18 protein-coding genes are annotated in these 21897 nt (G+C 42.6%); 10 read left to right on the plus strand and 8 right to left on the minus strand.

Annotated features, from left to right (window positions below):
* Positions 1-3: 3 nt before the first annotated feature.
* Together pdxH and recJ are read left to right on the plus strand one after the other, a co-directional pair.
* Complete coding sequence (gene pdxH, locus M5E07_RS00620; RefSeq protein WP_252221019.1) at positions 4-660, plus strand: pyridoxamine 5'-phosphate oxidase; 657 nt, start codon at positions 4-6, stop codon at positions 658-660.
* A complete protein-coding gene (recJ, locus tag M5E07_RS00625; protein ID WP_252221021.1) occupies positions 661-2361 on the plus strand; it encodes a single-stranded-DNA-specific exonuclease RecJ in 1701 nt (566 codons plus the stop codon).
* Positions 2362-2427: 66 nt separating this feature from the next.
* On the opposite strand, the gene M5E07_RS00630 is transcribed toward recJ, so the two are convergent.
* Both M5E07_RS00630 and M5E07_RS00635 read right to left on the minus strand, forming a co-directional pair.
* The gene (locus tag M5E07_RS00630; protein ID WP_116759119.1) at positions 2428-3204 is read right to left on the minus strand and encodes a putative porin; all 777 of its coding nucleotides are present in this window, start codon (positions 3202-3204) and stop codon (positions 2428-2430) included.
* A gap of 310 nt (positions 3205-3514) precedes the next feature.
* Positions 3515-4354 carry a putative porin gene (locus M5E07_RS00635; protein ID WP_252221028.1) on the minus strand — a complete coding sequence of 280 codons (840 nt, stop codon included), beginning with the start codon at positions 4352-4354 and terminating at the stop codon, positions 3515-3517.
* Between the two features lie 181 nt (positions 4355-4535).
* Between M5E07_RS00635 and prfB the strand changes: the two genes are divergently transcribed.
* From prfB to M5E07_RS00660, 5 genes are all read left to right on the plus strand, one after another.
* Positions 4536-5631, plus strand: a protein-coding gene (gene prfB / locus M5E07_RS00640; protein WP_116759117.1) for a peptide chain release factor 2 whose coding sequence is annotated in 2 segments (ribosomal slippage) — positions 4536-4607 and positions 4609-5631 — 1095 coding nt in all. Because the reading frame shifts where the segments join, the coding sequence is not laid out codon by codon here.
* Positions 5632-5772: 141 nt separating this feature from the next.
* Positions 5773-6072, plus strand: coding sequence for an ArsR/SmtB family transcription factor (locus M5E07_RS00645; RefSeq protein WP_016168823.1), 300 nt, complete (start codon positions 5773-5775; stop codon positions 6070-6072).
* Positions 6073-6098: 26 nt separating this feature from the next.
* Complete coding sequence (locus M5E07_RS00650; RefSeq protein WP_252221030.1) at positions 6099-7178, plus strand: alkene reductase; 1080 nt, start codon at positions 6099-6101, stop codon at positions 7176-7178.
* A 99-nt stretch (positions 7179-7277) separates the two neighbouring features.
* Positions 7278-8558 carry a 3-deoxy-D-manno-octulosonic acid transferase gene (locus M5E07_RS00655; protein ID WP_252221032.1) on the plus strand — a complete coding sequence of 427 codons (1281 nt, stop codon included), beginning with the start codon at positions 7278-7280 and terminating at the stop codon, positions 8556-8558.
* A gap of 221 nt (positions 8559-8779) precedes the next feature.
* Positions 8780-9487 carry a 16S rRNA (uracil(1498)-N(3))-methyltransferase gene (locus M5E07_RS00660; RefSeq protein WP_252221034.1) on the plus strand — a complete coding sequence of 236 codons (708 nt, stop codon included), beginning with the start codon at positions 8780-8782 and terminating at the stop codon, positions 9485-9487.
* On the opposite strand, the gene M5E07_RS00665 is transcribed toward M5E07_RS00660, so the two are convergent.
* Together M5E07_RS00665 and M5E07_RS00670 are read right to left on the minus strand one after the other, a co-directional pair.
* Positions 9467-10453, minus strand: coding sequence for a mechanosensitive ion channel family protein (locus tag M5E07_RS00665; RefSeq protein WP_116759113.1), 987 nt, complete (start codon positions 10451-10453; stop codon positions 9467-9469). The genes M5E07_RS00660 and M5E07_RS00665 overlap by 21 nt on opposite strands.
* 105 nt (positions 10454-10558) lie before the next feature.
* Positions 10559-11140: a DUF805 domain-containing protein gene (locus M5E07_RS00670; RefSeq protein ID WP_252221036.1), complete on the minus strand. Its 582-nt coding sequence runs from the start codon at positions 11138-11140 to the stop codon at positions 10559-10561.
* 290 nt (positions 11141-11430) lie between these two features.
* Here M5E07_RS00670 and acs point away from each other — a divergent pair, with 290 nt between their 5' ends.
* Complete coding sequence (gene acs / locus M5E07_RS00675; protein ID WP_252221038.1) at positions 11431-13380, plus strand: acetate--CoA ligase; 1950 nt, start codon at positions 11431-11433, stop codon at positions 13378-13380.
* Positions 13381-13592: 212 nt separating this feature from the next.
* On the plus strand, positions 13593-13928 hold the full coding sequence (locus tag M5E07_RS00680) for a hypothetical protein (protein WP_252221040.1): 336 nt from the start codon (positions 13593-13595) through the stop codon (positions 13926-13928).
* A 160-nt stretch (positions 13929-14088) separates the two neighbouring features.
* On the opposite strand, the gene sfnG is transcribed toward M5E07_RS00680, so the two are convergent.
* A complete protein-coding gene (gene sfnG, locus M5E07_RS00685) occupies positions 14089-15186 on the minus strand; it encodes a dimethylsulfone monooxygenase SfnG (protein ID WP_252221050.1) in 1098 nt (365 codons plus the stop codon).
* 27 nt (positions 15187-15213) lie between these two features.
* Positions 15214-15948, minus strand: a complete 735-nt coding sequence (gene msuE, locus M5E07_RS00690; protein WP_252221053.1) for an FMN reductase — start codon at positions 15946-15948, stop codon at positions 15214-15216.
* A 369-nt stretch (positions 15949-16317) separates the two neighbouring features.
* On the opposite strand from msuE, the gene M5E07_RS00695 reads away from it, so the two are divergent.
* Positions 16318-16968: a response regulator gene (locus M5E07_RS00695; RefSeq protein WP_116759105.1), complete on the plus strand. Its 651-nt coding sequence runs from the start codon at positions 16318-16320 to the stop codon at positions 16966-16968.
* Between the two features lie 64 nt (positions 16969-17032).
* Here the strand turns inward: M5E07_RS00695 and M5E07_RS00700 are convergent, their stop codons facing one another.
* Together M5E07_RS00700 and M5E07_RS00705 are read right to left on the minus strand one after the other, a co-directional pair.
* The gene (locus M5E07_RS00700; RefSeq protein WP_252221055.1) at positions 17033-17800 is read right to left on the minus strand and encodes a hypothetical protein; all 768 of its coding nucleotides are present in this window, start codon (positions 17798-17800) and stop codon (positions 17033-17035) included.
* 435 nt (positions 17801-18235) lie between these two features.
* Entirely contained in the window at positions 18236-21727 is a 3492-nt protein-coding gene (locus tag M5E07_RS00705) for a hybrid sensor histidine kinase/response regulator (protein ID WP_116759103.1), read from the minus strand.
* Positions 21728-21897 lie beyond the last annotated feature (170 nt).

Consider the following 21897-nt stretch of genomic DNA (forward strand, 5'->3'; position numbering starts at 1 on the left):
GTAATGAGCGATTTAATTAAAGATTTAAGTGAATTGCGGTTGAGTTATCAAAAAGGGGAATTGCTTGAGTCGGAGGTTGAACAGCATCCGCATGAGCAATTTCTCAATTGGTTTAATATTGCCCTAGAGGCGCGTTTACACGAACCTTATGCGATGTATTTGGCGACAGCAAATCGCCAAGGACGTCCACATGTCCGTACAGTACTGTTACGCGGTGCAACGGAAGCAGGTTATGACTTTTATACCAACTATGACAGCCAAAAAGGCTTAGATTTGGTTGAGAATCCTTATGCTGAGCTGTTGTTTTACTGGCCAGAATTGGAGCGCCAAATTCGTGTCAGTGGTCGTGTGGAAAAAATTACGGAAGATGAAGCAACCGCATATTATCGTAAGCGCCCACGTGACAGCCAGATTGCGGCACATATAAGTACTCCACAAAGTGGTGTCATTGCCAGCCGTGATGAGCTTCAGCAACGGTTTCAGAATTTGCAAGATCAGGTGATGGATCAGCCTGAATTGGATAAGCCTACTTTTTGGGGCGGCTATCGTTTACAGCCAGATTATTATGAGTTTTGGCAAGGACGACCAAATCGTTTACATGACCGTCTGAGTTATGAAAGAATCGATGGTATATGGACATTACAACGACTGATGCCTTAAATGACACAGATACAAATTAAACAACGACCTTATTTAACACGCCCTGAAAATATTCAGGGCGTGTCGCCTTTTATTGCACAAATTTTGGCGCGCCGTGGGGTGCAATCGGAACAAGAACTTGAATTAAAGCTGAAACATCTCTTGGCACCGAATTTAAAAGGATTGCCTCAGGCAATTGAATTGCTCGATCAAGCTCTAGATCAGCAAAAAAAGATCGTGATTGTCGGAGACTATGATGCAGATGGTGCTACCAGTACGGCATTAATGGTTTTAGCATTGCGAGAAATGGGCGCACAAGTGAATTATCTGGTGCCTGACCGTTTTAAATATGGTTATGGCTTAACTCCTGCGATTGCAGATTTAGCTTTTGCCAAGTTTCAGCCTGATGTTTTGGTCACGGTGGACAATGGGATTTCTAGTCATGCGGGTGTCGCTCAGGCACAAGCGCACGGGATGCAGGTGGTGATTACCGATCATCATCTCACCACCAAAGAGATCCCTGCTGCTGAGGCTGTGGTGAATCCAAATCAATTGGATTGTGAATTTCCAAGTAAAGCCTTGGCAGGGGTCGGGGTTGCATTCTATCTGTTGGCAAATTTAAGTAGTGGCCGTGCTCAGCAAGGTAAATCCAGTGCCAAGATTGCACAATATCTGGATTTGGTGGCTTTGGGGACTTATGCGGATGTTGCTGCACTGGACTATAACAACCGTATTTTAGTAGATGCAGGCATTAAACGGATTCAGCAACAACAGTGTCGCATTGGGATTTCGGTTTTATTGGAACTTGCGGGGCGCGATGTTGCACAACTTAAAGCACAGGATTTAGGCTTTGTCTTGGGGCCACGGATTAATGCTGCGGGACGCATGGAAACCATGGACATTGGCATTGAATGTTTGTTGGCAGAGGATTACAGCACAGCATATCCTTTGGCTCAGCAATTGAATCAGCTGAATGTGGAACGACGTCAGGTCGAAACCCAAATGAAGCAGGATGCTTTAACTGCTTTGGCACAATTCAAACTTGAGCTGAGCGAAACGCCTGCCGCGTTGATTCTGTTCGAACCGCATTGGCATCAAGGGGTGATTGGGATTGTGGCGGGGCGCTTAAAAGAACAGTTCCACCGTCCTTCGATTGTGTTTGCTGCTGATGAAGATGGTGAGCATATTAAAGGTTCCGCCCGATCGATTGAAGGCATTCATATTCGTGATGCCATAGAAACTGTGGCAGAGCAGTTTCCACATTTGGTCAGCCATTTTGGTGGGCATGCCGCAGCCGCAGGCTTAACCATCAAGAAACAGCATTTCGATGAATTTAAGCAGCAGTTTGTTCAGCTCATCCAAAGTATGGATGAGGCACTGTTTCAAGCCACTTTATGGACGGATGGCGTATTACCGACCGAGGCATTGAATTTAGATACGGTTCATCTGCTGCAACATTTGACTCCTTGGGGACAAAAGTTTCCATCTCCCATCTTTGAAGGACAGTTTCAGGTGTTGGATTATCGCTGGTTAAAGGAGGTTCACTTGAAACTTCGTCTGGCTTTGGGGAATGGGCAAGTGGTGGATGCGATTGCATTTAATGCGGCAGATAAATTTAGCTTTGATCCAATGCAGTCTGCGGTACATTTGGTGTATGAGTTAGAGCAGAATAGTTTTAATGGGCAAGTCAGTTTGCAATTGCGAGTTTTGCATTTGCAATAATTAAAAAAAACCGCTGAATTCAGCGGTTTTTTTAATACTCATCTAAAATGATAATAACTTTGGCAATTAGAAGCGGTATTTTGCTGCTACACCAAATTTGTTGTAGTCATTGTTACCAACTTCACCAAAACCTACACGACCTTCAAAGCTCACTTGCGGAGTAAAGAATTTACGTGCATTTACACCGAATTCATTGACATCGTTTAAGTCATTGCTGTAGTAGTCTGCACCTACACTGAAGCTTTTATCAATGAAATAGTCGGCAGCAAGGTTGTATTCGTCTAAGTCACCAAAAGCAGCGCCTGCTTCAAGGTTGATGTCTTTACCATTGCTGAGTTGAGTGACATATTTCGCACGGATTGTAGGGTCTACACCGTCATCATGGTCATTGTCATAACCTTTCAGACCAGCAGCAACTAAGAAACCAGGTGCTGGTAAGTAACCCACTTCAGCACTGTAAAGTGTGGTGTCAAAGTCAGGACTATTCTTGAATTTCACATCTTGACGGCCAATATTACCGCTCAAGTAGAAATCTGAGTTTGGAACAAAGTATTCAGCACCCACGCCATAATTGTTGACTTCGTCATCACCTACTTCGTCATACTGATATTTTGCGTTAACGTTACTTGCACGGTCTAAGAATGCTGCTTCTGCAAGTGGTGCATTACGGGTTTGAACTGGATTGAAGTAATACGTGCCATCTACACCAAAAGAACCGCTTGAGCTGCCGTTATCAGGATCGATTAGTCCAGCAGAAGCACCTACTTCGGCTTGGTATGCATGAGCTGTTCCAGTCATGGCAATGACAGAGAACAATGCTGAGGCAATTGCTAATTTTTTCATGGAAGAGACCCCTCTGAAACTTGGCTAAAAAATAAATTAATTTTTTGTTACACTTTTAGTCTAGGGCAAAACTGAATTGCGTCAACAGCGCGAAGGTTACGGAATTGTTTCGAGCGTAATATCATGTAATTACTTTTCTTTAAGAACCTGATATATATTTAATTTAATAATTGTAGTGATTTATTAAAATTGTGTATTTTCTATGAATAGCATACAAAATGGTGAAATAATCGACGAAATTGTAAGTAGAAAATACTAAAAAACACGCCCTTTGGCGTGTTTTTTTGAAAACTTTAAACGTCAGAAAATCTTAAAAACGCAGTGTTGCATTTAAATTAAAGCCTTGCACATCATCACCAAAACCCACTGCACCACCGACAGCAAAGTTTGGATTGAGGAAATATTTAGAGCGCACTGAGAAGAAGTCGATATCCTCGCTACCATCATCTTCTATGTTATAAGCCAATCCAAAGCTAAAAGCAGGATCAAAATAATAATCGGCCGCTAAGTTGATATTGTCGACATCTCCCCAAGCAGCATCCGCTTCAAGATTTATAAACTGTCCTTGACCAACAGGAGTAACATATTTGGCAGCTAGTGCAAAACGGTTATCGTCATTGTCTTCATCTCCTTGGTAGCCATCAATTCCTGTAGCAAGGAGTAAGTTAGAGATTGGCATATAACCGACTAAGGCGCGGTAGGTCGTGGCATCATAATCTTCTTTATATTTAGCGCTACCAAGCACCGATTGAATTTTAGTTTCATCTTTTGCTTGCCCAAAACCCACTTGACCGTTCAAATAAAATTGTTCGACAAAATATTCTATGCCAGCACCAATATGATGCGCTTTACTTTCTTGAGAAACATTATTCCCTAAGTCATCGGATAGCGTTTTGCTGTCCCAGTAATTATAGCTATAGCTCAAAGAAGCATTGCTATTGTGACCTAAGAACGCCGCTTCATTTAGCGGTGCATTTTTTACTATAACAGGATTAAAATAAAAGGTTCCTTTCAGGTCGAATTGTCCCTCAGCATCAGTAATATCATCATCGCGGTCAAAATAACTAAAGCCTGTATCTATTTGAGCATCATAGGCAAAACTTGAGGATGCTATGAGTGCCAAAGCTAAACTCGCAAGAACTTGTTTCATGTAATAAACCCCTAAAGTGGTTGTCGTTATAAAAGTGTTATGTTTTTTTAAGTGGAGCTATTGTTGATAAATCCATCAGTGCCGTCAATTCCTAATTGCAGGCAGTGGCTAAAAATCTCTAAATGCTCTGTGCTATAATTGAGGGCTATTTAAGCTAATTATTGATTTGAGAGTAGCTCCCGTGGAAATTAATCCGTATTTAAACCAATTAAAAGATTTAAACGACCGTGGTCAAACATTACGGGGGTATCTTTGACTACGATCTAAAGAAAGAACGTTTAGAAGAAGTTCTACGTGAATTAGAAGATCCTGCAATTTGGAATGACCAGAGCCGTGCACAGGCCATGGCCAAAGAAAAAGGCGAACTTGAAAACGTTTTAAATGTGTTGGATGGTTTGACTACACAACTTGAAGATGCGCAAGCCATGCTAGATTTGGCGGTAGAAGCCGATGATGAAAGTTTGTTGGCAGATGTACAAGCTGAATTATCTTCTGCTGAAGAAGAACTGGCAAAACTTGAATTCCGTCGTATGTTCAGTAACCCAATGGACCCGAATCCATGCTATGTGGAAATTCAGGCAGGTTCAGGCGGTACAGAGGCACAAGATTGGGCTTCAATGCTGTTGCGTATGTATATGCGCTGGATTGAACGCCATGGTTTCAAAGCTGAATTGATGGAAGAGTCTGGCGGTGACGTGGCGGGGATTAAGTCGGCAACGATTCGTGTAGAAGGTGAGTATGCTTATGGTTGGTTACGTACTGAATCAGGTGTGCATCGCTTAGTGCGTAAATCGCCATTTGACTCAGGTAACCGCCGTCATACCTCATTCTCAGCGGTATTTGTCTCGCCAGAAGTGGATGACAATATTGAAATTGACATCAATCCTGCGGATGTACGTACCGATACCTACCGTGCTTCGGGTGCAGGTGGTCAGCACATTAACAAAACCGATTCTGCGGTACGTTTAACCCACGCGCCAACAGGCATTGTGGTGGCGTGTCAGAACCAGCGTTCACAACATGCCAACCGCGACCATGCATGGAAACAGTTACGTGCAAAGTTGTATGAGCTGGAAATGAGCAAACGTAATGAAGCTGCGCAAGCATTGGAAGACTCCAAGTCGGATATTGGTTGGGGCAGTCAGATTCGCTCATACGTTTTGGATGACTCACGCATTAAAGATTTACGTACCGGTGTTGAAAACTCGAATACGGGTGCAGTATTGGATGGTGACTTAGATAAATTTATCGAAGCCAGCTTAAAGCAAGGCTTATAAGTCAAGTATCATCAATAACTTAGACAAGTTTGATGCAGTTTTTTACAATATATCTAAAATATTCGATATAAAAATCGAAAAAATACGATATATTAAAGAAAAGCTGAATCAAGCTTGCACATGATTGAACCTGTCTGAATTATGGATATTGATTTAATTTTTAAAGCATTGGCGAATCCGACCCGTCGACAAATTTTGGAATGGTTAAAACATCCTGAACAATTTTTGTCGAGTGACGAATGTGGTGACTTTAGACGAGGCGTATGTGCGGGGCACATTGAACGTTTAGGTAAAGTCTCGCAATCGACCATGTCCAATCACCTATCGGTGCTCCAGCAAGCAGGTTTAATTCAAGTCGAAAAATATGGGCAATGGTCTTATTTTTCCCGCAATGAAGCCTTGATTCAGCAATATATCGAACATTTGCAACGTTCACTTTAATTGAAAAAGTGGCGATCGAGGCGACTATGGCTGAACTGAATACTCCTTTAACTTTGGGTGATCTACACTTAAAAAACCGCGTGATTATGGCACCGTTAACGCGTAGTCGTGCAACAGCAGACCGCGTACCAACTGCCATGATGGCGGAATATTATGCGCAGCGTGCGAGTGCAGGTTTGATTATTTCTGAAGCAACCGTGATTTCGGAAGAAGCCAATGGTTACTTGAATACACCGGGGCTGTTTAATGAAGCCCAAGTTGAAGGCTGGAAACAGGTCACTCAGGCGGTACATGCCAAAGATGGCTTAATTGTGGCGCAGTTGTGGCATGTAGGGCGTGTATCGCATCCTGATTTACTCAATGGTGAAACGCCTGTTTCGGCAAGTAATGTACAACAGAAAGGTTATGTGAGCTTATTGCGTCCAAAACGTGAATATGTGGTGCCACGTGCTTTAGAGATCGCAGAAATCCAAGCCATTATTGAGCAATATAAACAAGCTGCGATTCATGCCAAAGCAGCGGGTTTTGATGGCGTTGAATTACATGCAGCCAATGGCTATCTGATTGACCAGTTCTTGCAAAGCTCAACCAATTTACGTGAAGATCAATATGGTGGCAGTGTTGAAAACCGCGCACGTTTGTTATTAGAAGTGGTTGATGCGCTGATTGAAGTTTGGGGTGCAGGTCGTGTTGGGGTACATTTGGCACCTCGTGGCGATGAACATGACATGGGTGATGCCAATCCACGTGAAACATTCGGTTATGCACTTGAAGAATTAGGTAAACGTAACATTGCCTTTTTCTTTACCCGAGAATATTTGGCTGATGACAGTATCAGTACTTACTTGAAACAACGTTCAGGTGGCGTACCATTGATTGCTAACATGCGTTTAAGCCGTGAAGATGCGATTGACTTATTGGCAACAGGACAGGCAGATGCAGTGTCTTGGGGTAAAGATTATATTGCCAATCCAGATTTGTTTGAGCGTTTGGTTCAAGATGCGCCGTTGAATGAACTCAAATTAGAAAATATGATTGGGACAGATGTAGCAGCAGGATATATTGATTATCCAACTTTAGCTGAAACTGAAACAGCAGTGGTTTAAATTGCTTTTCGGCTAAATTCACGACAAGATAACAGCGCAATTTACCCAATGTGATAAATTGCGCTGTTTTATTTGTAATCGTTTTTTCGGAGCACATATTTGGCTACTCCTTTTTGGTATAACGCAGCACTCGCTATGATTAAACCGCTGTATCAATGGCGAATCAAAAAACGGGCGCAAGATGAAGACGCTTACCAACAGGAATGTCTTGAACGTTTTGGTCCATTTCAAACGCCGAAAAACCGCAATGCGCTATGGTTTCATGCCGTTTCCGTCGGTGAAACCAATGCAGCACAGCCTTTAATTGAACACTATTTAAATCAAGGTCATCCTGTCTTGGTGACCAATACGACTAAAACAGGACAGGCACGCTCTAAGTCGCTATTTAATAAAGCACCGTATGATGCTTTGTTTCAAGCGGTGTATCTTCCTGCCGATCAAAAGGGTTTGGTACAGGCTTTTTTTCAAAAATACCAACCGAAGATTTTAATTTTAGTTGAAACCGAATTATGGCCAAATTTACTGGATCAGGCACAGCTCTTTAAGGTTCCCTCGATTTTGGTCAATGCACGTCTCTCGGAAAAATCAGCACAAGGTTATGCCAAAGTATCGGGTTTAACTCGCGCGATGTTACACGGGCTAGACCAGCTCTTGGCACAAGACCGAGCAACAGCGGAACGCTTTATCCAGTTAGGTGCAGCGCAGTCAGTAACACAGGTCGTGGGCAGTATTAAATTTGATATTCATGCACCTGAATTGTTTGTCAAACAGGCGGCTCAACTAAAACAAGAATGGTCACTTGCTGGGCGAAAAATTATAACTATTGCCAGTACCCATGCACCCGAAGAACAGAAATTATTAAGTGCTTTAAAACCATATTTAGATGCGCAGCCTGAACTGTTGTGCATTGTAGTTCCACGGCACCCTGAACGCTTCGATGAGGTCTTTGCAGTTGCACAAAGTTTAAATTTAAACACCACGCGTCGAAGTTTAAAGCAAGAAATAGTGGCGGATAACCAAGTCTACTTAGCTGACTCAATGGGTGAACTGTGGTTGTGGTATGCCTTATCGGATGCATGTTTTGTCGGTGGTTCGCTAAATGAACCGGGCGGTGGACATAATATTTTAGAGCCGATTGCCTTAGATGTTCCGACTATATTGGGGAAAAACTATTTTAATTTCCAAACCATCGTTGATGAATTTGTACAAGCCAATGCAGTGAAAGTGGTTGAAACTGCGGAGCAGGCAGCAGTCACGTTGATGCAGTTATTAGAAGATGCTGGGCAAGCCCAACAGTTGAATCAAGCAGCACAACAGATTATGCAATTGAATACTGGCTCTTTAGCAAAGCATATTCAAGCAATTGATGGCTATTTATAAGCTCTCGTAATTTGAAAAGTGGAGGTGGCATGGATGCCACCGTTAGGCTGTGGTATAGGGACATACCATTAGCCTAACAGAGAGTTTTGCCTACTTTTGCTCTTTCAAAAGTAGGGTAATGCCTACACAATGGCTCTAAATTTATAGAGTGATTTTTGCGGCTATGAATGAAGTTTTTGAATATTACGAGTTATTTCAATTTAAATTAGCTGCATCATCTTATGAATATCGTTTTGTTAGACCCTCGCCAAACTCTATCTGAAGTCTGGTCAATTACATCCACTCGCCAGTTAGCGCACTTACGTACCCATCTGAATGTACAGGTGGGTGATCGCTTGAAAGTCGGGATCCGTGAAGGGCAACGTTATTTAACCGAAGTCCTGATGGTCAGTGATAGTGTCATTCAAGTGAAACCCATTCAGACAGAACCTGTCCCTGCGAAATTGCCTGTCACTTTAATTGTGGCGATGCCACGTCCGAAAGTATTGCGACGTTTAATCATGGATAGCGTGACGATAGGGGTGGAAAAAATAGTATTGCTACACAGTTATCGAGTAGATAAAAGCTATTGGCAAACCCCTTTTTTACAGCAGATTGATCAATACGTGACTTTGGGATTAGAGCAAGCGGGCGATACTGTTGCACCGAAAATTGAAATTTATAAGCGTTTTAAACCTTTTGTGGAAGATGTATTACCCACATGGATTACGGCTGAAAGACCTGCCTATGTGGCGCACCCATATGCGGACATAAGTATGCCAAATGCGATTACACATGCGTGTACCTTGCTGATTGGTCCAGAAGGCGGATTTATTCCTTATGAGATTGAGCTACTCGAAAAAAACGGCTGCCAAGCGGTGAGCTTAGGCAACCGAATTTTAAGAACGGAAACCGCAATTTCCTACATTTTAGGGCGTTTGTTTACCTGAAGTTTCTGATTTCATGTAAGGCAGGTTCTGGTCACGATGGACTTTCACTTCCTGTACTGGATAAGGAATGTTAATGTCGTGTTCATTAAAGGCACGTTTGACTTCGGCCTGAATTTCACTGATTGATGCTGCAATATTGGTTTCTGTGGTATCAATCCACCAACGTACGGTGAGATTCACCGAAAAATCAGCCAACGCACTGACATTGACCGTAAAACCCGGTTGGCTCAGTACATTACGATTTTTATCTAAAATTGCAGTAATAATATTTTTGGCTTTTTGTTCATCGTCATCATAGCCAATACCCACCATAAACTCGCAACGACGACGTTGGTAGGCGGTATTCACTGTAACAGGACTGGTATAGACGGTTGCATTTGGAATCACAATACGGCGTCCATCATTGGAGCGTAAGAAGGTCGCGCGAATCTGAATATCTTCGACGGTCCCTTCCATATTATTGACAATAATATCATCGCCTATGCGGAACGGTTCACCCAGTAAAATTAGAATACCTGACAGCATATTCTGAAAAATATCTTTGAAAGCAAAACCGATTGCTACCGAACCAATCCCCAAGGCACTCATGAGTTGCCCTGGTGTAAAGCCCGGAATGGCAATGACCATGGCAATCAGGAAGCCAAAGAAAATAATGATACTGGTTCCAACACGATTGAGTACCAACACCAAATTTTGACGCGTATACGAGCGATTTTCTAAAGTTTTACGGACAAAGAACTTAAAGACTTTAGAGAGCAACCAGAAAATAACAAGAACAACTAAGGCAATACAGAAATAAGGTACGCGCTCCCAAAAACTGGCCATGATTTTATCAATGGTGGTGTAGGCGTCATTATATTTCGCAGTATGCGCAATTACGGTTTCAGCCGTTTTTGCACCTGCTTCTTGTATCATTTGAGAGGTTCCCTGAGCCACGTCACTCAGGTTGTGTTGTTGTTCTGCCACAGGAGATCCGAAACAATTTAAATTTGTCGCTATTTTGCCTGAAAAGTGCCAGAAAGATAACTGAATGCAACTGAAGTTATACAGCTTTAACTATGTGGATAGTCGTTAAAAATACTCAGTGCCTTTTTGAATCACTTCTTGCGGGGTTTCCAGTTCACCAGCTCCCATCATATAAGAAATGAAACTTCCAGAAGCCATGAAACTTAACACAAATAAAATGATCATCAGCCATGCTAGAATTTTTTCCCAAACAGGCGTCGTGCGTGGGGTACCGTATTGATTTAAACCTGCTGTACCTGAAGCGAATAATACATAAAGTGCCATAAAAAAATTAATCAGAGGAATGAAGAACAACAACAGCATCCAGCCTGATTTATTCAGGTCATGAAGGCGACGGATCATAATCACCCAACTAAAATAAAAATACAGGATGAAAATGACCCAAAAACCAAATCCAGCCACGCTTAAAAAGGTTTGTAACAGATTACTTTCTAAAGAATAGGTACTGAAATTAAAAATTCCGAGGAATAGGCTTAAGGCCAATGTGGCAAAAAAGGTGATTAGATTGAGAAAACCACTCCAAGCAATCAAGCTCAGTCGACCAAAGCGCCCTTGCATAGACAAGGGATTCTCATTTTGAGGTGAGACATTGCGTGAGAAAAAAGGGGATGTTTGCGGAGTGCTCATAGGCTTTCCCAGTGTGGATTCGGTAATGAAATGGTGCATTTTGTAAAAGCAAATACAGGGCATTTCAGGAAAATTATAAGATGAATTTAAGTGCCAGACACTGATTCATCGAAAGTTTTTCTAGAACTTAGATTTCATCTTGTGAATTTAATCTGTATAAATAATATACGACCAAAGCATGATTGCAGTGTCTAAAAAAGAGCCGTAATACTGCCCAGATGCAGCAATAAAAAATCTATAACGTGGCATGCATCTCGTGATGAGATGAAAAAGATCAAGGAAGTATGAATATGAAAGAAGTCTATCCTGTTCCAGAAGAATTTAAAAAAACTGCACGGACCAATGAAGCCCAATATTTTGAACGTTATCAGCATTCCATTGAGCATCCTGAAGATTTTTGGGCAGAGCAAGCTCACAAACTGGAGTGGATCACCCCATTCACCCAAGTCAAAAATACCAATTTTGATAAAGAGAACTTTAAAATTGAATGGTTTGCCGATGGTGAATTGAATGTCTGTGCCAACTGCTTAGATCGACACTTAAAAGAACATCCGTATAAACCTGCCATTATTTGGGAGGGAGATCATCCTTCACGGCACAAAATAATTTCTTATCTGGAATTGCACGATGAAGTGTGCCGTTTTGCCAATGTCTTAAAGAAAAATGGGGTAAAAAAAGGCGACCGCGTGGTGCTGTATATGCCTATGGTCTCTGAAGCAGCAATTTCGATGTTGGCTTGTGCGCGTATTGGTGCCGTACATTGTGTGGTCTTTGGCGGTTTTTCTCCTGATTCTTTAGCAAGTCGAATTGAAGACAGTCAGGCCAAAGTCGTGATTACTGCTGACTCTGGCATGCGAGGTGGCAAACCGATTTTTCTGAAAGAGAATGTCGATGCTGCTTTGAGTTTGGCGGGCACGGAGTCGGTGCAAAATGTCATAGTGGTACACCGTACAGGCAATCCGATTGAGATGAAACCACAGCGTGATTTATGGTATCACATGGAAATTATGTCGGTGAATGATATTTGCCCGCCAGAGCCCATGAAAGCTGAAGACCCGTTATTTATTTTATATACCTCGGGTTCGACGGGGAAACCGAAAGGGGTATTGCACACCACAGGCGGTTACTTGACCTATGTGAACAGTACGTTTCGTGAAGTATTCGATTTAAAACAAGATGATATTTTTTGGTGTACTGCCGATGTGGGTTGGATTACAGGACATTCCTATGTGATTTATGGACCACTTTCGAATGGTACAACCACGGTCATGTTTGAAGGTGTACCGCAATATCCGAGTTGGGCACGTACGGGGCATATTGTCGATAAGCATAATGTCACCATTTTATATACTGCACCTACGGCTATTCGTTCCATGATGCGTGAGGGTGATGCTTTTGTGCGAGAGAGTGATCGGAGCAGTTTACGTTTATTGGGTTCGGTGGGTGAACCGATTAATCCTGAAGCATGGAACTGGTATTACACCGTTGTCGGCGAAAGTCGCTGTCCAATTGTAGATACGTGGTGGCAAACCGAAACAGGCGGTATTTTAATTTCCCCATTACCTGGTGCAATGGATTTAAAACCGGGCTCTGCTACACGTCCCATGTTTGGGATTCAACCCGCTTTGGTCGATGCAGATGGCAAAGAATTAGCAGGCGAGGCAGAGGGGAATCTGATTATTAAAGATTCTTGGCCGGGACAAATGCGAACCATTTGGGGCGATCCTGCTCGCTTTATTGAAGCCTATTTCTCGACTTATCCGGGCAGTTATTTTACGGGCGATGGCGCAAGACGCGATAAAGATGGTTATTACTGGATTACCGGCCGTGTGGATGATGTGCTGAATGTTGCAGGGCATCGTTTAGGTACGGCTGAAATTGAAAGTGCCTTGGTGGCACATGAAGCGGTTGCCGAAGCCGCCGTGGTGGGTATGCCGCATGAAATTAAAGGGCAGGGTATTTGTACATTTGTGACCTTACAAGCCGATGTTGCTGAGTCGGAAGAATTGAGAGCCGAGTTGGTGGCGTGGGTGCGCAAAGTGCTCGGTCCGGTTGCCACACCCGATGCTTTACATTGGGCACCTGCTTTACCCAAAACCCGTTCAGGTAAAATCATGCGTCGAATTCTAAGGAAAATTGCCGCGAATGAGTTGGATAGTTTAGGGGATACTTCAACCTTAGCCGACCCACAGGTGGTAGAGGTTCTGATCGCCAATGTTTACTCGAAAGCTCCCTCTTAAGTCAGCTTGGATTGGGTTCTAAATTTATAACAAATCTAAGGCAAGAAGTCGTGTAATACGCTGCTTCTTGCCGAGCATGATAAAAAATAATTTAACATCTGGTTAAAATTAATCATTTTTAAGATCTTGAAAAAATGATGTAAATTAATTTTTTTTAAGTTGACGAGTCAGATTGAAATCTGTAGATTTTCTTTTTGTGAGGATCTTTTAAAATGATTTTTCAATCTATTTTGACGCAATTCCAAACGCTCTCTTCTGGCACAGATGCCTTCAAACAACTCAAACAGCTCTGTGAGCAAAATATTCCGCTTGCTACAGATTCATCTGAACAAACCGCTTTATTTTTAATTTACGGCTTTGCTAAAAATTACGTTTTACTCTACGAAGATCAAGCTGTTACCTCTGAGTTTGCCCAAGCTGCCAAACAGCAGTTATTGAATTATATGTTGCAACTGGACGGTACAATTCAGACGGGTCAAAAAGACCAGATTTTGGACAGTTTGAATCAGGTAACCGCCGATTATATGCAAAGTTCTAGAGTATTTTAAGGCTGAGTATTCAAACGGATATCACGGGTATTTCGACGATTTAAATCTTATTTTATCCAAAAAAAATCCCCTAAGCCGAGCCTTAGGGGAAATTTGGTGTTGCCATGTTATGGTTGTTATCGGTTTATGAAATCAGTCTGCTTAAAGTGTAATGCAACAATTAAGCAGACTTTGCTTGTACACGCTGTTGTGTTTCAAGTTCACGAACCAAGGGCAACACCTTTGCGCCGAAGTATTCGACTTCTTCAATAAAATGTAAGAAGCCAGATAAAATCAGATCTACCCCCACTTGTTTTAATTCAATAATGCGTTGAGCAATTTGTTCAGGTGTGCCAATTAGATTGGTTTTAAAACCATCGTTGTATTGCACCAAATCTTCAAAAGTCGATTTTGCCCAGTTGCCTTCGCCTTCAGTGGTTGAGGCACCTGCTTCACGTGTGGCATCGCCAAAGGCATGTACAGCAGGAATATTGGCCTTGGCAATAATTTCCTGTAATACCGCTTGAGCCTCTTGTTCTGTATCACGGGCAATGATGAAAGCATTTACCCCAATTTGGACCTGACGTTGATGGGCTTTGGCTTTCTCGCGAATATCATCGATTTGTTTTTTCAGTTCTTCGACGGTATTACCATTGGTGAAATACCAGTCCGAAACGCGGGCAGCCATATCACGTGCGGCACGAGAACTGCCGCCCTGAAAGATTTCAATATGAGGGTGCTGCACAGGCTTTGGTTTTAAGGTGTAGTCACTAAATTGGTAATAACGGCCTTGGAAACTAAAATGATCCTGCGTCCAAATCCCTTTGAGGCTCCGAATGAATTCTTCTGAACGGGCGTAACGCTGATCATGTTCAGGCCATTCCTCGCCAATCGCATCAAACTCGCCTTTAAACCAACCACTGACCACATTAATTGCAATACGTCCTTGCGATAAGTGATCAATGGTGGCCAATTGTTTTGCAGCCAAAACTGGTTTCCAAGGGCCGGGAAAAATCGCAGCAATCACTTTGAGCTTTTCTGTTTTCGCCAATAGACCCTGACTAAAACTGACCGATTCATGTTGATTTTCTGCGCCATAACCTGCGGTAAAGCGAATTTGGGTCAGCGCATAAGCAAAGCCATTTTGTTCAGCCGTTTGTGCCAAACGGACATTGTAGTCATAACTCCAGTCAGTACGCTGTTCAATGTCACTAACGACCAAGCCACCACTGACATTGGGCACCCAATAGGCAAAAAGAACGTCATTATGTTGTGTCATGCGGAGACCCTCAGAAGGTTTTAATTTTTATGCAACATGGCTGTGTGGTGGTTTTTTCGCATGCAGCCGAGATTCAGCAGCATCTAAACTTGGCACTGCGGCAGAAGGTAAAACTTCGGCTTGCTCAATTTGCCTGTTAATGCCCAAAGTTTGATTGGCATGTTGTGATTTTTCTTTGATGACATCGGCACGCTGTCCTTTGGCTGGCGCCCATTCCAAAATTGGTAAGGCACGTGCAACAGCCAGAGTAATCCGGTCACGCAGCAGTTCACTATGAATGGTATATTCTGGAGTGAAATCACGGTCTGTGGCATACACGCCTATTGGGAGCGTTTGTGCTTGGAAAAAGCTAAACAGTGGACGTAGTTGGTGCTCCAGCACCAAGGCATGACGGTCACTTCCCCCAGATGCAGCCAGTAATACAGGCACATCCACCAATGCGGTTTGCTCGATAAAGTCAAAAAAATGTTTGAAAAGTCCTGTAAATGAAGCACGATAAACGGGAGTCCCCACAATCAATGCATCGGCCGCTTCTACCGCGGCTAAATCATCTTGGATACGTTGCGGTAACTGATGGCGATAAATAGCGCCCCCCAATAAATGTCCAATTTCGCTAAACTTAATAAAATGTACATTGATTGGAGTAGCTTCACTCAGTTCATTCAGAATTTCTTGAACCAAGGCTTCGGTTTTAGACGGTGTATTTAAACCACCTGACACCGCAACAATATTGAGAGGTTTGAGTTGATGAGAAGATGACATAGTAAATAACCTAAAAGCAGTTTTAGAATATTTGCTATTTATCAACAGGCGCAAAGCGGCTGTAAAATAAGGAAAAACAGATTCATTATCTGATTTTAAGATATATCTAAAAATGCTGATGTTTGTAGCGACAATTCGAATTAATTGGTTGAATTATCAATTTATATTGCAAATGAATAAGGATTTTTAATTTGAGAATTAGATTTATAGTAAATTCAGATTTGTTTTTCGACTTTTTTGAAAAACCGCATGCCGACGATTTCCCTATTTTTTGTAGTTATTTAAAAAATAGTTAATATTTGCATATCCTTAAGGGCACATGTATGGTTAGAATAAGAATTACTGTGCACTAGATCTCTTACGCTGCTTATGAATATTTTAATCGTTGATGATCATCCGTTGTTTCGTCATGCTTTGATTCAAGCCGTTCGCTATAGCTTACCGCAAGCCCAAATTAATGAGACAGCCGCAGTAAATGAATTTTATGAACGTTTAGAAAAAGGTCCTGAACCTGATTTGGTCTTGTTGGATCTGAATTTGCCTGGTGCATCAGGTTTTTCTGCATTGGTTCATGTTCGTGCACAACATCCTTCACTGCCCATCATTGTGGTTTCTGCGCATGAAGAAGTGTCTATTATTCAGCGCGCCATTGCACATGGTGCCATGGGCTATATTCCGAAGTCAGCGCATCCGAGTCATATTGGTGAAGCGATTCGCCAAGTCTTAGAAGGTGAAATTTGGTTACCACCAAATTTACCAAGCAATATGACTTTTGATCCGCGTGCAGCAGATGAAACTGAATTGGCAGAGCGCATTCAATCGCTGACCCCACAACAGTTCCGTGTGTTAATGATGGTTGCAGAAGGTTTGCTCAATAAGCAGATTGCCTATGAACTGGATGTATCAGAAGCCACGATTAAAGCGCACGTGACGGCCATTTTCCGTAAATTAGGGGTGCAAAATCGTACTCAGGCGGTACTGGCCATTAATGCTTTGAATATTGATGAAAAGAAAATGTAATGCTGTGAAGCACAAAAAATAAAGACCTATTAGAGGTCTTTATTTTTGTCTATATAAAACGGTATTAAGCCAAACAGTCTTGTTTGTACATGGTGTTGTCACAATACAGTGGATTGAGTGCACATTCCAATTCATCAATTTGATCTTGGCTAATATAACCTTTCGATTTTAAATATTCTGCGACGCGATCATCTCTTAAACTCAAGAATGCAGCGTCATAGACGCCCAAATCTACAAACAATGCAGCGGTTTCTAGACTGTTAAAGCGGTCAAGATAGATTTGATTGTCATACATGAGGAAGATGTGATCGTATGGGGCATTTACATCGACCATCAACCAATTTGCCAATTCCATCGGTGGCGTTTTAATAAAGAGTAGTTCAGACAGTTCATCAAATTGGCTGGTGTCCAACTGGTCTAAATTGGTTTTCACTTTACCCAACCATGCTTTGAATACCAGTACGGCACCACCACGAAGTAACATGCTCCAAATTTGGTGACGAATTGCAGGACTTAAACTGCGTGTTTCGGCTTGGAGCACTTGTAACAGTTTTTCTTCTTGTAGCGTGAGTTTTTCAAACAGGCCTAGCCCTTGTGGTTTATATTCGGCAGGGGTAAACACATCAAAATTGAGTTCGTCAAAAACTTGCAGTGCAAGCGGGACAGCACTCTGATAGAGGGTATTCAGCGCTTCAACATGAGTGGGGGTAATTTTACTTTGTTCAAATATATGGTTCCAATCAATATCGGGCAATAGTGCATTTACACCATAAAGTCGATGAAACTGTTGTGCTTGATGTAAATCATGTGGAACCATGTCAGAGATGTTCATGGAGGTCTCCTGAAAGCTTGTGCAATGTGGGCGAGCATTGACAATTGAGCCATTCGTCTTGTGAATTTTTTGCTCGGGGAATGACCTCATTTATGGAATTTCTGTCCTGAAAAATGTATAAGACTAAAGTCGTATATGGTGAAAAATAAGTAATAAATATCAATAAAATGATGAGGTTGAAATTTTGTAACTAAGTGTACAACTGTACATTAATGTAACCTGAATGAATCTGCCATAGCCAAAAAAACAAAATGCGAGAATGACTCCCTAATTTTTTGTAATTTTTTTATTTTCAATCATTTAATTTTATATAAAGCGATTGCAAATGGCGTGGACTAAAAACTTTTGCCGTTGTTGAGGTCATATTTGGCATTTTAAAGCAAAACGGTGCATTCAGAACACGCTGAATACACCGTAGATTTGCACAATCGGAGCTTAATCGCTGGAAATTTTCAATCCAGATAACCATGATCTGAGCGATGCAGGCTTTAAAGGTTTCCTTAACAGGACAATGTTCAGTTCTTTTAAAGTCTGTGGCAATTCAGGATCAGAGTCTGCCGTAATGAGTGCGACGGGTACTTTTTCTTGACGATTTTGCAAAATAAAGTCCAGTCCTATTTTTTCATCATTTAAATGTTGGTCGACCAACCACACCTGAATGTTTTCTTGTTGAATCAAGGCAAGGGCTTGCTCAGGTTCTGTGGCTTTAAAGACTTGATAGCCCCATTTGGTTAGTAGGGTACTCATTCCTTCTAAAATGGTTTCATCATTATCCAAGCATAAAATCCGATAGGCTTTGGTTTTCAATGGAATAGCCTGCACAGGTGTAGTGGTGATTTTGGGTGCTGCGACTACGGGCACTTCAATCATGAAGCAAGAGCCTTTGCCTAACTCGGAATAGACATGTACTGGATAATCTAACAGTCCCGTCATGCGTTGTACGATTGCCAAACCTAGCCCTAACCCCTGTTCACCCCAAGGGGAGGTGTGTCCGCAACGCTCAAACTCTTGAAACAGCTTGATTCGTTGTTCTTCGGCAATGCCAGGCCCTGTGTCCCAAACCCCAATCCGAATATGCTGTGGACGTTCTGAACCACGCAGAACACCAACAACGACACGTCCTTTGGCGGTATAGCGCAGTGCATTGCTGACAAAGTTCTGAATAATACGGCGAATCCATTGCGGGTCGGTATCAATCCAGAACTGAGCATCGTGCACATGCAGTTGAATACCGCGTTGTGCTGCAATCGATTTAAACTGTAATTCTAAGTCGCTCAACAAGTCATGTAGCGGATAGGCTTGACGTTTCGGTTGAATCGTACCGCCTTCTAAGCGGGCAATATCCAATAATGCCGATAACATACTTTCTGCACCATGCAACGCACGATCCAGTTGTTGTAAGGTTTTACGGTCTTCTTCGGATTGAACACTTTGTTCCAAAGCCGTACTGAACAAACGTGCAGCATGCATGGGTTGTAACAGGTCATGACTGGCTGCGGCAATAAATCGGCTTTTCGACATATTGGCTTTATCTGCCTGTTCACGTGCCAATTGCTGTTCTGTCAAAGCATCGGCGAGCTGTTGGGTCCGATCTTGCACCCGTGCCTCTAACATCGCTTCATTTTCTCGGAATGCGGTAATGTCGGCAAAGGTGGTCACAAACCCCCCGCCTTCAATCGGATTGCCACGCATTTGAATGACACGACCATCTTTACGAATCCGTTCAAACTCGTGCGCACTGCCGACTTTCATCCAGTGGATACGTTTACGTACATGTTCTTCAACTGAACCTGGTCCACATTCACCGCGCTCTGCGTTATAACGAATTAAATCGGCAATCGGGCAACCGACATAAGCCAGGTCTTTAGGATAATCGAATAATTTAAGATATTGATTGTTCCATGCCACCAAGCACATGTTTTCATCGACCACACTCACGCCTTGGGTCATGTGATCAATCATGGTCATAATCAGGTTTTGATTAAAGCGTTGCCATTGAGAGGCTTGGTCTAAAATATTGGCCACTTGCCCCAAAGCTAAGCCATTATTGACCATTGCAGTCGTCAATAAGGTACGTGCAGATGCTGCACCAATGGTGCCTGCCAAATACTGTTCCGTAAAGCGCCACCACATGCCATTGGCGCTGCTGTTGGCATTTAAAACCACATTGTTTTGCTGACAGAATTGTTCAAAAGCTCGGGTTGTAGGTCCATCTCCAGTAATGCGTTTGGCTAAGGTAATTAAGTCTTCAACTTTTAAACGTGCGACATCATGATGTAAATAGTTGATTTCAGAAGATGTATTTTGTGCAGGCAAGGGCTTGGTTTCATAATAGAAGAAGCTTTCGGCTTGAATCTGTTCGGCAATACTTGGTCTGAAAATACGAGAAATCCAAATATACAGCAGAATGTTGAGTCCCAAAGCCCAAATCACACCGTGGGTTAATGGCGCAAAAGATTCAAAACCCAGCAGGGCTTCTGGGCGTAACCAGCTCATGCCGAATGGGCCATGGAGTAAAAACTGCATGGTGAAGGCGGTGTAATCTTCGGGGAAGCTGCGTAATATGGTGGGGAGCAGTAGGGTGTAAGCCCACATCATAAAACCAACACTTAACCCAGCGTAAACCCCTTGTTTACTCCCGCCACGCCAGTACAGGCCTCCAATCAGGGCTGGGGCAAATTGTGCCACTGCACTAAAAGCCAATAAGCCAAATACGGAGAGCTGATCAATATCATTAAAGAAATGAAAGAATAAAAAGCCCAGTAACATGACCGCTAAAATACAGACCCGACGAGTAAACTTCAGTACCAAAGGCATGCGTTTATCATGTCGAGAAAGGAAATTAAAGCGCCATAGAGCAGGCATGATCAAGTCATTACTGAGCATGATGGATAAGGCAACCGAAGAAACCAACAACATGCCTGTCGAGGCAGAAAATCCACCCAAAAATGCCAAGATGGTGAGCCAATCCTGCTGATAACTAATCGGAAGTGAGAGTACGGCAACATCGGGAATCGCTAAATATTCAGGTGCAGCATGTAATGCCCAACTGGCAATCGGAATAATCGCCAGTGTGGTGAGAATCAGATAAATGGCAAACCAGCGACGTGCACCACGAATATGTTTTTCATCACGTAGTTCGACCACGGCCACATGGAATTGGCGGGGTAGACAGATGATGGCTAAAGCGGCTAAGAGGGTTTGAATCCAGAAGGTTTCAGGAACACCAAAGAGTTGGACATCTTTGAAGGTTTTGGCCACATCATGCGAAATTTGCCCGAGATTTTCAGGCTCGGCGAAAACAAAGAAAATGGCCACACACAGCAAGGCGAATAATTTGACAAAAGATTCAAACGCCACAGCAAGCATTAATCCACCATGCTGTTCGGTATTGGCGATCTGCCTTGTCCCGAAAATCATGGCCAAAATAGCCAGAATCCCCGTCAGAAAAAGCACACTGTTGGTGGTGCTTTCCAACCCTGTGTTTTGTTGCAAGATAACGGTCGCACTCAACGCAATCGCGCGCAGTTGCAGTGCGAGATAAGGAATAATGGCAATCACAGCCAAAATGGTGACCAGTGACGCCAAAGGTCCACTTTTACCATAGCGTGCAGCCATAAAGTCGGCAATTGAAGAAATAGCATGGTGTTGGCGGACACGACCGAGTCTGCGCCAAATGTCATAGCCCAAAGCAACGAACAGTAATGGACCTAAATAAATTGGCAGGAAGATAATGCCTTCCCGAACTGCGGCACCTGTTGCACCGTAAAAGGTCCATGAAGAACAATACACCCCTAAAGTTAAGCTGAATAACAGCATCCGTCCGCGTGTGCTTAGACGAGTTGCATGTTTTTCCCCATAGAAGGCGCAAATAAAAAGTAATACGATGTAAAGGGCGAGAACGCCAATAATAAGCCAACTGTTCATAGTGCCGAATTGTCCCGAGTTACGGGCTTATCATAGCCTATTCAAGTTCATGGCAGTTTGATTTGATTAAAATTTAAAGACCAAAGTCTAAATTACAAGAACCCTACAACATTGTTAAGTTTGTATACGAAATAATTCAAATTAAAAATGCGTCTATGGCTGGACGCTTC

It is taken from the genome of Acinetobacter tibetensis (genome assembly GCF_023824315.1).
Lineage (GTDB): Bacteria > Pseudomonadota > Gammaproteobacteria > Pseudomonadales > Moraxellaceae > Acinetobacter > Acinetobacter tibetensis.

What these genes read in the sequence shown, in the direction of transcription:
- pdxH (WP_252221019.1), top strand. Translation starts at nt 4, where the DNA reads ATGAGCGATTTAATTAAAGATTTAAGTGAATTGCGGTTGAGTTATCAA.
- recJ (WP_252221021.1), top strand. Translation starts at nt 661, where the DNA reads ATGACACAGATACAAATTAAACAACGACCTTATTTAACACGCCCTGAA.
- M5E07_RS00630 (WP_116759119.1), bottom strand. Translation starts at nt 3,204, where the DNA reads ATGAAAAAATTAGCAATTGCCTCAGCATTGTTCTCTGTCATTGCCATG.
- M5E07_RS00635 (WP_252221028.1), bottom strand. Translation starts at nt 4,354, where the DNA reads ATGAAACAAGTTCTTGCGAGTTTAGCTTTGGCACTCATAGCATCCTCA.
- M5E07_RS00645 (WP_016168823.1), top strand. Translation starts at nt 5,773, where the DNA reads ATGGATATTGATTTAATTTTTAAAGCATTGGCGAATCCGACCCGTCGA.
- M5E07_RS00650 (WP_252221030.1), top strand. Translation starts at nt 6,099, where the DNA reads ATGGCTGAACTGAATACTCCTTTAACTTTGGGTGATCTACACTTAAAA.
- M5E07_RS00660 (WP_252221034.1), top strand. Translation starts at nt 8,780, where the DNA reads ATGAATATCGTTTTGTTAGACCCTCGCCAAACTCTATCTGAAGTCTGG.
- M5E07_RS00670 (WP_252221036.1), bottom strand. Translation starts at nt 11,140, where the DNA reads ATGAGCACTCCGCAAACATCCCCTTTTTTCTCACGCAATGTCTCACCT.
- acs (WP_252221038.1), top strand. Translation starts at nt 11,431, where the DNA reads ATGAAAGAAGTCTATCCTGTTCCAGAAGAATTTAAAAAAACTGCACGG.
- M5E07_RS00680 (WP_252221040.1), top strand. Translation starts at nt 13,593, where the DNA reads ATGATTTTTCAATCTATTTTGACGCAATTCCAAACGCTCTCTTCTGGC.
- sfnG (WP_252221050.1), bottom strand. Translation starts at nt 15,186, where the DNA reads ATGACACAACATAATGACGTTCTTTTTGCCTATTGGGTGCCCAATGTC.
- msuE (WP_252221053.1), bottom strand. Translation starts at nt 15,948, where the DNA reads ATGTCATCTTCTCATCAACTCAAACCTCTCAATATTGTTGCGGTGTCA.
- M5E07_RS00695 (WP_116759105.1), top strand. Translation starts at nt 16,318, where the DNA reads ATGAATATTTTAATCGTTGATGATCATCCGTTGTTTCGTCATGCTTTG.
- M5E07_RS00700 (WP_252221055.1), bottom strand. Translation starts at nt 17,800, where the DNA reads ATGAACATCTCTGACATGGTTCCACATGATTTACATCAAGCACAACAG.
- M5E07_RS00705 (WP_116759103.1), bottom strand. Translation starts at nt 21,727, where the DNA reads ATGAACAGTTGGCTTATTATTGGCGTTCTCGCCCTTTACATCGTATTA.